The organism is Amycolatopsis sp. WAC 04197 (assembly GCF_003947475.1).
Lineage (GTDB): Bacteria > Actinomycetota > Actinomycetes > Mycobacteriales > Pseudonocardiaceae > Amycolatopsis > Amycolatopsis japonica.
In genome coordinates this window covers 470,558-483,182 of record NZ_QHJK01000007.1, presented here as the reverse complement: position 1 = coordinate 483,182, position 12,625 = coordinate 470,558, and the positions used below count along the sequence as shown (strand labels likewise).

Annotated in this window: 12 protein-coding genes; 7 read left to right on the top strand and 5 right to left on the bottom strand. The window is 68.2% G+C overall.

Annotated features, from left to right (window positions below; all coding sequences use genetic code 11):
- Nucleotides 1–36 precede the first annotated feature (36 nt).
- Nucleotides 37–993 carry a GlxA family transcriptional regulator gene (locus DMC64_RS26150; protein ID WP_125735669.1) on the top strand — a complete coding sequence of 319 codons (957 nt, stop codon included), beginning with the start codon at nucleotides 37–39 and terminating at the stop codon, nucleotides 991–993.
- Nucleotides 994–1,002: 9 nt separating this feature from the next.
- Here DMC64_RS26150 and DMC64_RS26145 read toward each other — a convergent pair whose 3' ends face one another.
- Nucleotides 1,003–1,191, bottom strand: a complete 189-nt coding sequence (locus tag DMC64_RS26145) for a hypothetical protein (RefSeq protein WP_037346258.1) — start codon at nucleotides 1,189–1,191, stop codon at nucleotides 1,003–1,005.
- A 189-nt stretch (nucleotides 1,192–1,380) separates the two neighbouring features.
- On the opposite strand from DMC64_RS26145, the gene DMC64_RS26140 reads away from it, so the two are divergent.
- Together DMC64_RS26140 and DMC64_RS26135 are read left to right on the top strand one after the other, a co-directional pair.
- Nucleotides 1,381–1,950, top strand: a complete 570-nt coding sequence (locus DMC64_RS26140; RefSeq protein ID WP_199755091.1) for a TetR/AcrR family transcriptional regulator — start codon at nucleotides 1,381–1,383, stop codon at nucleotides 1,948–1,950.
- Between the two features lie 19 nt (nucleotides 1,951–1,969).
- Nucleotides 1,970–3,166: an FAD-dependent monooxygenase gene (locus tag DMC64_RS26135; protein ID WP_125735667.1), complete on the top strand. Its 1,197-nt coding sequence runs from the start codon at nucleotides 1,970–1,972 to the stop codon at nucleotides 3,164–3,166.
- 21 nt (nucleotides 3,167–3,187) lie between these two features.
- On the opposite strand, the gene DMC64_RS26130 is transcribed toward DMC64_RS26135, so the two are convergent.
- From DMC64_RS26130 to DMC64_RS26120, 3 genes are all read right to left on the bottom strand, one after another.
- A complete protein-coding gene (locus tag DMC64_RS26130) occupies nucleotides 3,188–4,444 on the bottom strand; it encodes an HNH endonuclease signature motif containing protein (protein ID WP_125735666.1) in 1,257 nt (418 codons plus the stop codon).
- A gap of 207 nt (nucleotides 4,445–4,651) precedes the next feature.
- Nucleotides 4,652–5,401, bottom strand: coding sequence for an SDR family NAD(P)-dependent oxidoreductase (locus tag DMC64_RS26125; protein ID WP_125735665.1), 750 nt, complete (start codon nucleotides 5,399–5,401; stop codon nucleotides 4,652–4,654).
- Nucleotides 5,402–5,411: 10 nt separating this feature from the next.
- On the bottom strand, nucleotides 5,412–6,608 hold the full coding sequence (locus DMC64_RS26120; RefSeq protein WP_125735664.1) for a glycosyltransferase 87 family protein: 1,197 nt from the start codon (nucleotides 6,606–6,608) through the stop codon (nucleotides 5,412–5,414).
- A gap of 135 nt (nucleotides 6,609–6,743) precedes the next feature.
- On the opposite strand from DMC64_RS26120, the gene DMC64_RS26115 reads away from it, so the two are divergent.
- The 4 genes from DMC64_RS26115 to DMC64_RS26100 all read left to right on the top strand — a co-directional run bounded on the left by DMC64_RS26115 (nucleotide 6,744) and on the right by DMC64_RS26100 (nucleotide 11,202).
- The gene (locus DMC64_RS26115) at nucleotides 6,744–7,649 is read left to right on the top strand and encodes an AraC family transcriptional regulator (RefSeq protein ID WP_037346272.1); all 906 of its coding nucleotides are present in this window, start codon (nucleotides 6,744–6,746) and stop codon (nucleotides 7,647–7,649) included.
- 78 nt (nucleotides 7,650–7,727) lie between these two features.
- Nucleotides 7,728–8,570 (top strand): carbohydrate-binding protein, encoded by an 843-nt coding sequence (locus DMC64_RS26110; RefSeq protein ID WP_037346274.1) that lies wholly within the window; start codon nucleotides 7,728–7,730, stop codon nucleotides 8,568–8,570.
- 231 nt (nucleotides 8,571–8,801) lie between these two features.
- Nucleotides 8,802–10,106, top strand: coding sequence for an erythromycin esterase family protein (locus DMC64_RS26105; RefSeq protein WP_233629813.1), 1,305 nt, complete (start codon nucleotides 8,802–8,804; stop codon nucleotides 10,104–10,106).
- A 121-nt stretch (nucleotides 10,107–10,227) separates the two neighbouring features.
- The gene (locus DMC64_RS26100; protein ID WP_125735662.1) at nucleotides 10,228–11,202 is read left to right on the top strand and encodes a sporulation protein; all 975 of its coding nucleotides are present in this window, start codon (nucleotides 10,228–10,230) and stop codon (nucleotides 11,200–11,202) included.
- Between the two features lie 57 nt (nucleotides 11,203–11,259).
- Here the strand turns inward: DMC64_RS26100 and DMC64_RS26095 are convergent, their stop codons facing one another.
- Nucleotides 11,260–12,465: an acyl-CoA dehydrogenase family protein gene (locus DMC64_RS26095; protein ID WP_125735661.1), complete on the bottom strand. Its 1,206-nt coding sequence runs from the start codon at nucleotides 12,463–12,465 to the stop codon at nucleotides 11,260–11,262.
- Nucleotides 12,466–12,625 lie beyond the last annotated feature (160 nt).

The window sequence follows — 12,625 nt, the reverse complement described above, 5'->3', positions numbered from 1 at the left end:
GTTGTGCGTCAAAATCCTGCCAGCTATGCTTCGGGCATGCTGAAGAGCGTCGCCGTGGTGCTGCTGGACGACTTCGCCGCCTTCGAGTTCGGTGTCGTCTGCGAGGTGTTCGGTTACGACCGCACCGATGACGGCGTGCCGCTGCTCGACTTCCGCGTGTGCGGGGAGCGCGCCGGGGAGCCGCTGAGCCTCGGTCACGGCGTCAAGGTCACCCCGGAACACGGTCTCGAAGCGACCGAAGACGCGGACCTCGTCGTCGTCCCTGCCTGCGACGTGCGTGACGAATACCCACCCGCGGTGCTCGAGGCGCTCCGTGCGGTTTCGGCGCGAGGGGCAACGCTGCTTTCGGTGTGCACCGGTGCATTCGTGCTGGGCGCCGCGGGGCTGCTCGACGGGCGGCGGTGCACGAACCACTGGCGGCACAGCGAGCGGTTCCGGAAGCGTTTTCCCGAGGCGAAGCTGGATCCGGACGTCCTCTTCGTCGACGACGGCGACATCATCACCAGTGCCGGAACGGCCGCCGGTATCGACGCGTGCCTGCATCTGGTCCGCCGCGAACTCGGCTCCGCCGCGGCCACCGCGATCGCCCGGCGCATGGTGGTGCCCCCGCAACGGGAAGGCGGGCAACGCCAGTTCGTCGAGGTGCCGATCCCGGAATGCACCGGGGACAGCCTTCAGCCGGTGCTCGCCTGGATGCTCGACACCATCGACCACGAACATCCCGTCGCCGATCTGGCCCGCCGGGCCCGGATGTCCGAACGCACCTTCGCCCGCAAGTTCGTCGCGGAGACGGGCACCACACCGCACCGATGGCTTTCGACACAACGGGTTCTGCACGCGAGGTCGCTGCTCGAAGAGACGACGATGAGCATCGACGAGGTCGCGCGCCGCTGCGGCTTCGGCTCAGGAGCCATGCTGCGTCACCATTTCCACAACGTCGTCGGCGTTTCCCCGCAGGACTACCGACGAACCTTCGCGCCGCAGCGGGTTTGACGTTCGGTCTCAGTCCTTCGATGGCTTGTTGAACAACCCGAGGGACTGCGCGAACGCCGCGCCACCGGCCAGGAAGACGAGCGGCAGCGTCTTGGCCCAGAACGCGCCGACGTCGAGCGAGATGAGCAAGGCGAGTAGCCCGCCCGCCAAGGCGGCCAAGACGAGCATTCCCAGGGCGAGGCGGGGTTTCGAGACCATGTGTCCTCCAGGAAACGGGTTCGGAAGAGCAAGCTTCGCGACCGTTCCGGGGGAGGAAGAGGTCATTTTTGCCCCGTGCGGGAGTTTCAGAGTGAACCCCAGGCGCGGGCCGAAGAGGGCATGAGTTTGCACCGCGGCCGGATCCGGGCATACGATCAGGGCAGTCGTACAGGACGAACGCCCTAGGAGATGACGGTGGCAGGATCCCCGGCCGCGGCACGTGGCAAGCTCGTCCGGCAACGGTTGCTCGAAGCGGCCGTCGCGCTCGTGCCCGAACTCGGCTGGTCCGCGGTCAGCACCCGGATCCTGGCCGAGCGCGCGGGTGTCACGCCGAGCGTCGTGCACTACCACTTCCCGTCGCTGCAGGCCTTGATGATCGAGGCGGTGCTCGGCGCGATGCGTGAGGTCGCGGTCGCTTTCGAGCCGGCGCTGGAGTCCGTCGAGACACCGGCGGAGGCGGTGGACGCGCTGCTGGCGTCGGTCGGCGAATACTCCGGCACCGACCCAATGTCGTTGCTGTTCGCCGAGGCCTATCTCGCCGCGACCCGCGATGACACCTTGCGCCAAGGCATCCGCGAGCTGCTCGCCGGCTTGCGCACCAGGTTCGGCGGGTGGCTGGCGGAGCGGGGAGTGGCCGACGCCGAGGACACGGCGGCGGCACTCCTCGCCGCGGTGGACGGGCTTCTGCTGCATCGGGCGCTCGGACCGGAGTCCGGCCGGATCGTCTCCCCGGCCGTCCTGCGCAGGCTGGTCGGCTGAACGAAAGGGAGGGACCCCCATGAAGGTGGCGATCTGCGGGGCCGGGATCACCGGTCTGGCGCTGGCGCACCGGCTCACGGCGCTGGATGTCGAAGTCGTGGTGCTGGAACGGGCCGCGGGGCCGCGGCAACAGGGTTACATGATCGACTTCTTCGGCCCCGGTTTCGACGCCGTCGAGGAAATGGGACTGCTGCCCCAGGTGGAGGAAGCGGCGTATCAGGTGGACGAGGCGAGCTTGCTGGACGAGCGCGGCCGCCGCCGGGCGGCGATCGACTACGTCCAGTTCGCCAAATCGGTGCGGGGACGGCTCTGCAGCATCATGCGGCCGGATCTGGAACGGGTACTGCGCACCGGTCTTCCGTCCACAGTGGACGTCCGATTCGGTGCCGGGGTCACCGGCGTCGAGGATCTCGACGACGGCGTGCGGGTCACTTTGGCGGACGGCGAGACCCTCGAAGCCGACTTGCTGGTCGGGGCCGACGGCATCCATTCGACCGTGCGGCGGCTGGTCTTCGGTGAAGAGAGCCGGTTCTTGCGTCATCTCGGTTTTCATACGGCGGCCTTCGTTTTCGAGGACGAGGAAATTCGCGCGCAGGTGGGCGAGCGGTTCTGTCTGACCGACACGGTCGGGATGCAGATGGGTTTCTACGGTCTCCGCGACGGCAAACTCGCGGCGTTCGCCGTGCACCGCACGACGGATCCGGCCCTGCCGGACGACGCGCGGGCGGCACTGCGCGCGACTTACGGTTCGCTCGGCTGGGCGGTGCCGAAGGCGCTCGACCTGTGCCCGCCGCCGAGCGAGGTGTACTACGACCAGGTCGCGCAGATCGAGATGTCTTCCTGGAGCCGAGGGCGGGTCGTGCTCGTCGGCGATTCTTGTTACGCCGTCTCACTTCTCGCCGGTCAGGGCGCCTCACTGGGTATCGCGGGCGCGTTCGTTCTGGCCGAGCAACTCACCCGGGCGCCCTCGATCGAGACCGCGCTCGCGGAGTACGAGCGTCTGGTCCGCCCGGTGGTGACCGAAAAGCAGCAAGTCGCCCGGCGAGGCGCGCGATGGTTCCTGCCCGCCAATCGGTTCCTGCTCCTGGCGCGCCGGGCGTTCCTTCACGTGGCCCGGCTCCCAGGACTCGAACGACCACTCGCGGCCGCCGTCACGGGTAAGTCGACGGCGCTGGTGACGAATCTGAAGCGTGGGGCCGAGATCCGGAGCCGCTGACTTTCGGAGGCTGGGGTCGGCCTACGTTCTGAGGTGCATGGTGTTCCTCCTTGGTGTCCCGGCCGGGTCGAGGTAGGTGGGCGGGGTGAATTCCGGGAGTCCGTCCTGGGCGATCTGGACTTTCCACTCGCTGCGATGGATCAGCCGGTGGTGTTTGGTGCAGAGCAGGACGAGGTTGTCTATTTTGGTTTCGCCGTGGTGCCGCCAGAAAACAATGTGGTGGGCGGTGCAGCGCGGTACGGGCATGTCGCAGCCGGGAAACGCGCAGCCGCCGTCCCGGAGGGTGAGCGCATATTTCTGCGCCAGTGACACGGTGCGTTTGGAGCGGCCGATGTCGAGGGGTTCGCCTGCGGTGCCGAGGACGCCAGGCCGGACGCGGGCGTCACAGGCGAGAATTCTGGCGTCGGTGGCGCTGATCGGGCCGACAAGGTCAAGGTGGGCTTCGCCGATGTCCCGGATCAGGTCGTCGTAGGACATGGTGACCAGGATGTGCGTCGCTTCCCCAGCCTGGCCGGGAAGATTCCGGCTGGAGGTCTTCAACCGGACGTAGTCGGTGAAGGCATCCCCGTAACGTTCGTCCTGCGTCCGGGAATCCCGGACGCCGTCGATGGCCTTGTGCGGCTTGGCCATTGGATCGAGGTCGGATTTCAGGCGGGCGTAGGTTTCCAGGTCCAGTCTCGCCTTGAGGCCGAGAGTGCCGTCGCGGTGCTTGACGAACCGTAGCTCCGGCCGGGTCTCTTTCGGGTCCTCGTTGCGGGGTTCCTTGCCGTCGGGGTCGAGTTCGTCGAGCAGGCGGCGTCCGGCGCGGGCGATCTGCCGTGGCCCCGCATGTCTGGCCAGTTCGACGAGGATCTTCTCCCCGGCCCGCACATCGTCCTCAGGAACACTGGACGGGATGCGGGCGAGAGTCTTGATGATGGCATCGATCTGACCGCCGCCGATCGCACCTTCCGCAGCAGCCTCGGCCGTCAACGGAGCCAACGGCGGCTCGGGGTCGCCACCGATCGACGGACCAGCATGCAAAGCCAGCACCCGATCGGCGCGGACGGCGGCTTCCTTGTCCGACACCAGGAAATCCTCGAGAATCAGCCCAGCCAGCGTCGAATGGCCGCTGCAGCCCCGAATCCCGCGGGAATTGATTTCCGCGAGGATCGCGTTCTGCTCGGCATCCAGTCGGCGCTTAAGAACTTCGAGCTCCTGTTTACGCGCATGCAGCGTCGCCGTGTCGACGCGCCACCACTCGGTGGACGTCTTCGGGGATGCATCGTCGCTGGACACAAGATCAACGGTACGCCGGTTCGAACACCTGTACTATCGTACGTTCAGACTATATCGTTCTCAATAAAACGGTGGCTTGATTCGCCGAAGCGGATGCTGAAGGATTCACGTGGAAGCTTCCTACGAGGACTCATCCCCGTCGTTAAGTGCCGTGCCACCCGTGCATCATGCCTGCCGGCCGCATCACCTGGACCAGATCGGCCGCGATCACCAAGTGGGACGCGCGGAGACACCTCCATCCACCGTGAGGTTGTGCCCCGTGATCCACGACGCGAGCGGCGAAGCGAGAAAAAGGCAGGCGTTCGCCACGTCCCCGGGAGTGCCGAGCCTGCCCAACGGCGCGGCCTGTCGCCAGCGGCGGACGCCCTCCGGCCAGGCGTCGTCGAGGCCGGGGCGCTCGATCAGGCCGGGGGAGACGGCGTTGACGCGCAGTCCTCGCGGGCCGTATTCGAGCGCGGCGGCGCGGGCGTGCATGACCAGGGCGGCCTTCGCGCTGCTGTAGTGCGCGTGTCCCGGCGCGGGCTGGGTCGCTTCGATCGAGGCGATATGAATGACGCTGCCGCCGTTCATCACCGCGGCCGCGGCTTGGGTGCACGAGAACGCGCTGGTGAGGTTCGCGTCGAGGACGGCGCGCCAGCTTTCCGCCGACATCTCCGGCAGGGGTTCGATCGGCTGCACGCCGGCGTTGTTGACCAGGGTGTCCAGTCGTCCGGTCCAGGCCGCGGCGGCGGACACAAGCCGTCGGCATTCGCCGTCGTCGGTGAGGTCGGCGGCGAACGTCTTCGCGGTGCCGCCCGCCTCCTGGATCCGTTCGACGACGGCGAGCGCCGAGGACTCGTCCCGGTGATAGTGCACGGCGACGGCGCTGCCCGCCTCGGCGAACCGCAGCGCGATGCCGCGGCCGATCCCGCCGCTGGCCCCGGTGACGAGCGTGGTGGTACCGGTCAGGTCGAGCATCGGGGTCCTTTCAGGCGAGACGGCGGCGGGTCCACCGCTTCCGTAGCGCGAGCACACCGGCGACGGCGAGGAAGATCAGGCCCGCGACGACGTAGCAGTTTCCCAGCCACTGCTGGGTGGTCGTCCATGTCTGGCCCGGCCGGTCGAAGGCCGGGAAGTACCGGAACGGGGCCGCGACGAAGATCGTGGCGACGACGCCGGTGACGGCTAGCCAGGCTGCCGCTTTGCGGCGATCCTGGCGCCTGAGCACGGCGAAGGCGATGGTGGTGAACAGCGCCGGGGCGATCCACACCCAGTGATGCGACCACGACGTCGGCGAGATGAGCAGGGCGAACGTCGCGTTCAGCAGCAGCGCCTGCACCGGTGCCGAGCGGTACATGGTCACCGTCACCAGCACCAGCAGCACACCGGTGAGGACGATCCAGAGTGGCTTCGCGGCGGACTCGACGCCGAAGCGCGCCAGCACCGCTTGCAGGGTCTGGTTGGTGTGGAACGAAGTGCCGCTGATCCCGGACGCCCCGGCGAGCCCGCCGAACCAGTAGCGCGCGGACGCCTCCGGTGCGACCGCGAACGCGACGGCCGAGGCGGCCACGAACGTACCCACCGCGGTCAGCGCGCCACGGAAGTCCTTGCGCACCAGGAAGAACAGCAGGAACGCCATCGGCGTCAGCTTGACGGCCGCGGCGAGACCGACTCCGATGCCCCGGTAACGGCCCCGCGCCAGCAGGCAGTCGGCCGCGACGAGACCCATCAGCAACAGGTTGATCTGGCCGAAACCGAGGGTCTGGCGGACCGGTTCGAGGAAGAGCGCCGGAGTGATCGCCAGCGACGCGACGAGCAACGCCTTCCGCCGGTCCCCGGACGGCCACAGCGTGCGGACGATCCCGTAGAAGGTGATGCCCAGCGCGGCCAGGCTGAGTGCGAACAGCAGGAGTACCGCGCCCGTCCACGGCACCACTGCCAGCGGAGTGAGCACCAACGCGGCGAACGGTGGGTAGATGAACAGCAGGGGGATGCCGGCGTCGGAAAGCGGCAACGCGCCGTAGAGATCGCCGCCGTTCCACAGCGTGTCGACGCCGAAACGGTAGATCTCGAGGTCGCTGTGGGAAGTGCCCGCCGTCGCCATGGCCACGGCGCACGCCAGCGCCAAGGCGGCGAACGCGCCGAGCGACCATCGGGCCCGACCGCGCGACTTGGTGGGAGACATCGCGTGGTGACCCTTCGGACGTGCGTCGATGATCTCGACTGTACCCGGCGGGTGAGAAGCGACTTCCGTCGGCAGTCACGGCGCGAACATTGGTCTAGACTTTTCATTCCCCAGTGTGGTGAAAGGGACCGGTCCATGCGCGGAACGACGGTGTTGCCGAGGACGCCTTGCCTGAAACCGAAGGCGGGGGAATTGCCACTGCATCGGCTGGAGGTCCGCGCGCCGGACGCCCTGCCGTTCACGGTCGGCACCTTCGACACGATCGGGCCGATGTCGCGGGCGGCGTTCCCGCATCGGCACACCTTCTACGAAATCGTCCATGTCACCGGCGGCACCGGTGACCACGTCATCGATTTCACCCGCTGGGAATTGGGACCGCCGCAACTCGCGGTCATAACACCGGGGCAGGTGCACCATTGGGATGCCCGCGATCTCACCGGATTCGTCGTGTTGTTCACCGACGATTTCCTGCTCGAACATCCGTCGGATCGCGAAACCCTGCGAAGGCTCAGCCAGCAGCCGTGGCGGCTCGACGAACGCGCGGCCGAGGAGACGGCGCGGCTGGTCGCCGAACTCGACGAGGAATTCCGTTGTGGCGGGCAGGGAACCGATTCGGTGCTGCGGGCCCTGATGCACGTGCTGATCGTGCGGGCGGGACGGCTTCCCGGCCTGGCGGATCCGCGTCCGCCGGCCAGGGCGCAGGCGGTGGGCACGGAATTCGCCCGGTTGCTCGGCAGACCCGACCTCGGGCTCTGGTCGGTCGGCGCGCTCGCGGAACGTATCGGGGTCACGCCGGGATATCTCACGGACGCGGTGAAAACGGCGACCGGCCGGACGGCGGCACAACTGATGCGCGAGGCGCGGACACGGGAGGCGAAACGGTTCCTGCTCGGCACGGATCTCACCGTGCGGCAGGTCGCCAGCCGGGTCGGTTTCGCGGATCCCGCGTATTTCTGCCGGTTCTTCCGGCGGGAAACGGGGTTGAGCCCCGGTGATTACCGCCGGACCGGAGACGCGCCCCCGGAGATTCACCACGACTGACCAAACCAGTCCATCGTCCGCAGCTGATCTTCTCCATACCGTCGAGGGTGATTCCCGAAGCCCCCACGAGGAGCAGGTATGGACGAAGAGAACAAGCTCAGCCGGAAGACCGTGCTGAAGGCCGCGATCGCCGCGGGTGTGGCGGCTCCGGTCGCGTTGATCGGCGGCCCCGCTCTCGCACGCACCACCGTCGCGAGCGGCCAGGCACCCGAGCTGACCCCGTACTGCGACGACGGGGACGACCCGACCATTCCGCAGACCGAAGGTCCTTATTTCAAGCCGAATTCCCCGCAGCGCACCTCGCTCGTCACGGCGGGCACGCCGGGAACGCGGCTCACCGTGTCCGGCTACGTGTTCGGGCTCGGCTGCCTGCCGATCGCGCGGGCGCTGCTGGACTTCTGGCAGGCGGACGTCAACGGCGCCTACGACAACGTGGGGTACACCTTCCGCGGTCACCAGTTCACGAACGACCAGGGCGCGTTCTCGCTGAGCACCATCGTGCCCGGCCTGTACCCCGGTCGTACGCGGCACATCCACGTCAAGGTCCAGGCGCCCGGCAGGCCGGTGCTGACCACGCAGCTCTACTTCCCCAACGAGCCGCGCAACAACACCGACACTATCTTCGATCCGCGGCTGCTGATGACCGTCCGGGACGCGGGTACGGCCAAGGAGGCGGCGTTCGACTTCGTGTTGAACGTGCCGCAGACGCCGACGTCGACCTCGCGGCCGACCAGTACGACGCCGACGACGTCGACTTCGACCTCCAACCCGCCCGGCGGGACGACCTGGGCGGCGGGAACCGGCTATTCTGCGGGCGCCCGGGTCACCTACAGCGGTCGCGGTTACGTGTGCTTGCAGGCGCACACCGCCCAGCCCGGCTGGGAGCCGCCGTCCACACCCGCGTTGTGGCGCGCGGAGTGACGGACAGCCGCTGCGGAGGGAGATAAACGCGGGTGGATTCCCGCCGCCGGGTCCCACACCCCGGCGGCGGGGTCCACCCGCTTCCCAAGGGGTGAGGAAAACCCCACCCCAAGTAGGAGCTTTGCTTCAATGCGCCCCCACCGTTCCGTCGACGATGATCGATTTCGACAGCGGAACGAAGGGGTGAACGGTATGAAGGACGGCCGGAAACGGTGGGCTAGACGTGGAGTGGTGGCCGCCGCCGTGGTGGTGACGGGAGCGGTGCTCGCTCCCTTGACGAGTCCGGCTCTCGCGGCGGACACGACCACGACCTGGCGGGATCCGGTGCGGTCGCTGGACCGCGCGGCGCATCCGCTGCGCTCGACCGAACCGGGCCGCAACAATGCCGATCTCCGGGCGCTGGGCGGGATGATCGCCGACGCGAAGGTGGTCGGCCTCGGCGAGGCGACCCACGGCTCCCACGAGTTCTTCACGATGAAGGAGCGGGTGTTCCGCTACCTCGTGGAGGAAAAGGGGTTCCGGGCCTTCGCGCTGGAGCTCAGCTGGTCCGCCGGCCTGGAGATCGACGAGTACGTCCAGACCGGGCGCGGCGACGCCCGAGAAATCGCGAAGCGCACGCTGGCCGGATCCCCGTGGGATCGCGAGGAGTTCGTCAGCCTGATCCGGTGGATGCGCGATCACAACCGCGCGCATCCCGATCGCACGGTGCACTTCGTCGGTGACGACCTCGGCGCGCCTTCGGTGAACGACGCGTTCTTCGCGCGGATCACCGACTACATCGGCAGGCATCATCCGGAGGCGCTGCCCCGGCTCAACGAGCTGTACACGGGACTGCGCCCGATCGACGACGCGTTCGCCTACGTGCGTAAACCCGTCGACGAGCGACGGCGGCTCGCCACACAGGCGGAGCAGGCCTTCGAGCTGGTCAAGGGGCTGACCGGCGCGGACGCCCACGGCTGGACCGAGCAGCACGCCCGGTTCGTCGCGCAGACCGCCCGCTTCCTCGCCGTCGACCTCGCGGATCCGAAGGGGCTGCCCGCGGCCCAGATCCTGCGCGACCAGGCGATGGCGCAGAACGTGGCCTGGTGGCAGCGGCGGACCGGCCACAAGATCCTGCTCTCCGCCCACAACGCCCACGTCGCGTACATCCCCGACATGCCGTCGATCTACCCGAAGACCCAAGGCGCCTTCCTGCGCGAGACGCTGGGCCGCGGCTACCTGCCGATCGGGTTCAGCTTCGACCGGGGTTCCTTCCTGTCCAAGGACACCGCGATCGGCGGCGAGTGGAAGCCGTTCTCCGTCCCGGCCGCGCCGTCCGGGACGAACGAGCACACCCTCGACCGGGTCCGGTTCGACGACTTCTACCTGGACCTGCGCACCGCGCCGCCCGCCGCCCGCGCCTGGCTGGACACCGCCCGGCCCACCCGCACCATCGGCACGCTGTTCCCCGTCGACCCGGCGGACATCTCGCTCGGGCGCTCGTACGACGTCGTCATCCACCTGCACGACGTCCGCCAGGCCGATCTGAGAAGGTAGTGACGTCGCGCCCGTTTAGGGGTTTTTAACCCGGTTTGCCTGGCGTGCCGCGACGGATCTCGGTAGTAGTCGAAGTGTTCCGGTACCCCCCTGTTCCAGTACCCAGCGGAGGAAATCCCTGATGTTCAAACGGATGCTCAGCGCCTTCGGGGTCGGCGGCCCGTCCGTCGACACCGTGCTCGACTCGCCGCACGCCGTCCCCGGCGAGGTGATCACCGGCCAGGTCCGCATCCAGGGCGGTTCGAGCGACGCCCAGATCGAGGAGATCCTGCTTTCGCTGGTCACCAGGGTCGAGGTCGAGCACGGCGACCACGAGCGGGCCGGGACCGCGGAGTTCCTGCGGGTCAGCGCGGGCCGCAAGGTACGGGTGTCGGCGGGGCAGCTGACGACCGTCCCGTTCCAGATCGCCTTGCCGTGGGAGACGCCGATCAGCGCGGTGGGCGGGCGTGAGCTGCCGGGCATGGTCGTCGGCGTGCGCACCGAACTCGTCATCGCCGGCGCGCCGGACAAGGGCGACCTCGACCCGGTGCTCGTCGGGCCGCTCGAATCGCAGGACCGGGTGCTGGAGGCGTTCGGCGAGCTGGGCTTCTCCTTCCGCAGCGCCGACGTGGAGGCCGGGCGATTGCACGGTGTGCGGCAGGAGCTCGGATTCTTCCAGGAGATCGAGTTCTTCCCGCCGTCGCGCTACGCCGGCCGGGTCAGCCAGGTGGAGCTGACCTTCGTCGCGAGCCCCGACGACCTCGTGGTGGTGCTGGAGGCGGACAGGCGCGGCGGCATGTTCCGCTCCGGCGGCGACTCCTTCGGCCGCTTCCACGTCTCGCACGAGGAGGCGCTGCGCACCGACTGGGCCGCCGCCATCGACGGCTGGCTGGCCAAGGTCGCCGAATCCGGCGGCGGGCACGCCATGTTCGGCGGGCACCAGGAGCACTACGGCCACGACTACGACCACCACGGTCATCACGGTCACCACGGCAGGCGTGGTCCGGGGATGGGCGGTGTGGTCGCCGGTGCCGCGGCCGGTGTGGTCGGCGGCATGATCCTCGGCGAGGTCATGGAGGACGTCTTCGACGGCGGCGACGAGGGCTTCGAGGAGTGATCCGGCCTTCTGGGCACACCGGCTCGCCGGTGTGCCCAGAAGTCACTTCGCCGGGACTCAGGTGTACCAGGTGGGCTCCGGGAGTTCGTTCAGGAGCGCGTAAGCACCGACTTCCCGGCGTTTGTACGCCACCGGATCGTGCAGGGAGTGCGTCCGCAGATTCCGCCAGAACCGGTCCAGACCGTATTTCGTGGCGCTCGCGCGGGCGCCGGTCAGCTCGAAGATCTTCGTGCCGATTTCGAGGCCGGTGTCGATCACGCGCTGTTTGGCGGCGGCGATGAGGACCGCGATCTCGCCGCGTGCCTCGGGGGTCAGTTCCTCGCGCGGAGCGTGCAGCACGGCGGAGATCGCGGTCCCGGCCTTGTCCACCAGCGCCTCGGCGGCCCACAGCTTCGACTGGAGATCCCCGTAGCCGTCGAGGATGTACCACTCCTCGCCGGCGGACGGCTTGTTGTCGCCGCCGTACGGCCACGCCCGGGTGTGCTCGCGCGTGTACGCCAGCGCGGTTTCGAGGGCGCCTTGTGCGATGCCGAGATAGAAGTTGGCGAACACCAGCTGGATCGCCGGGACGTTGAGCGTGTTGTACGTCAGCGGGTGGAACTTCTTGTCGACGTAGCCCGCCGCGCTCGCCCACGGGACGCGCACGTCGGTGATGGTCACGCTGCCCGATTCGGTGAGCCGCTGGCCGATGTTGTCCCAGTCGTCGTGGAAGACGATTCCGTCCTGGCCGGACGGGACGATCGCGAAGATGTGGTCCTCGGTGCCTTCGAGGACGCCCTCCAGCACGGTCAGATCCGAGACCTTGCTTCCGGTGGAGAACGACTTGTGTCCATTGTAGACGATCTCGTCGCCGTCTTCGGTGATCTTCAGATCGGAATCGCGGGGGTTGACCGCGCCGCCGAAGAAGAAATCGTTTCGCGTATACAGTTCTTCGACGGCGGCGATCTGGTCGTCGGTCGCCACGAGGCGGGCGGCCCAGGCCCAGAGATAGTGGTAGCCGAGCAATTGGCCGATCGAGCCGTCACCGCGGGCGACCTCGCGGATGACGCGATAGGCGGTCTCCCAGCTCTGGCCGCCTCCGCCGTGCTCGACCGGGCCGAGCAGCGTCACCAGGCCGGATTCCTTGAGCAGCCGGACTTCCGCGTAGGGCGTTTCGTTCTTCCGGTCGCGCTCGGCCGCGTTCACCGCGAGTTCCGCGGCGACCTCCTTCGCGGCCGACAGCCATTCATTGGCGGATCGGATCCGGGGCTCGGTCGTGGTCATGGGGTGAATTCCGTTCTGTGCGAGGGCGAACGGGAATTCCGGGCAGGGCGGAGCGCCCGGAATTCCCGGGTGTTTCTCTAAGATGAGCGACACTTGTTCAGGCCGTACAGCGCATGCGTCCGAGTAGAGCAGTGGCACTTTGGGGTGTCAACGAACGTCC

Bases quoted from the DNA above. Each gene is read 5' to 3' on its own strand.
- DMC64_RS26100 (WP_125735662.1), top strand. From the start codon at position 10,228: ATGTTCAAACGGATGCTCAGCGCCTTCGGGGTCGGCGGCCCGTCCGTC.
- DMC64_RS26125 (WP_125735665.1), bottom strand. From the start codon at position 5,401: ATGCTCGACCTGACCGGTACCACCACGCTCGTCACCGGGGCCAGCGGC.
- DMC64_RS26115 (WP_037346272.1), top strand. From the start codon at position 6,744: ATGCGCGGAACGACGGTGTTGCCGAGGACGCCTTGCCTGAAACCGAAG.
- DMC64_RS26140 (WP_199755091.1), top strand. From the start codon at position 1,381: ATGACGGTGGCAGGATCCCCGGCCGCGGCACGTGGCAAGCTCGTCCGG.
- DMC64_RS26145 (WP_037346258.1), bottom strand. From the start codon at position 1,191: ATGGTCTCGAAACCCCGCCTCGCCCTGGGAATGCTCGTCTTGGCCGCC.
- DMC64_RS26150 (WP_125735669.1), top strand. From the start codon at position 37: ATGCTGAAGAGCGTCGCCGTGGTGCTGCTGGACGACTTCGCCGCCTTC.
- DMC64_RS26110 (WP_037346274.1), top strand. From the start codon at position 7,728: ATGGACGAAGAGAACAAGCTCAGCCGGAAGACCGTGCTGAAGGCCGCG.
- DMC64_RS26120 (WP_125735664.1), bottom strand. From the start codon at position 6,608: ATGTCTCCCACCAAGTCGCGCGGTCGGGCCCGATGGTCGCTCGGCGCG.
- DMC64_RS26095 (WP_125735661.1), bottom strand. From the start codon at position 12,465: ATGACCACGACCGAGCCCCGGATCCGATCCGCCAATGAATGGCTGTCG.
- DMC64_RS26135 (WP_125735667.1), top strand. From the start codon at position 1,970: ATGAAGGTGGCGATCTGCGGGGCCGGGATCACCGGTCTGGCGCTGGCG.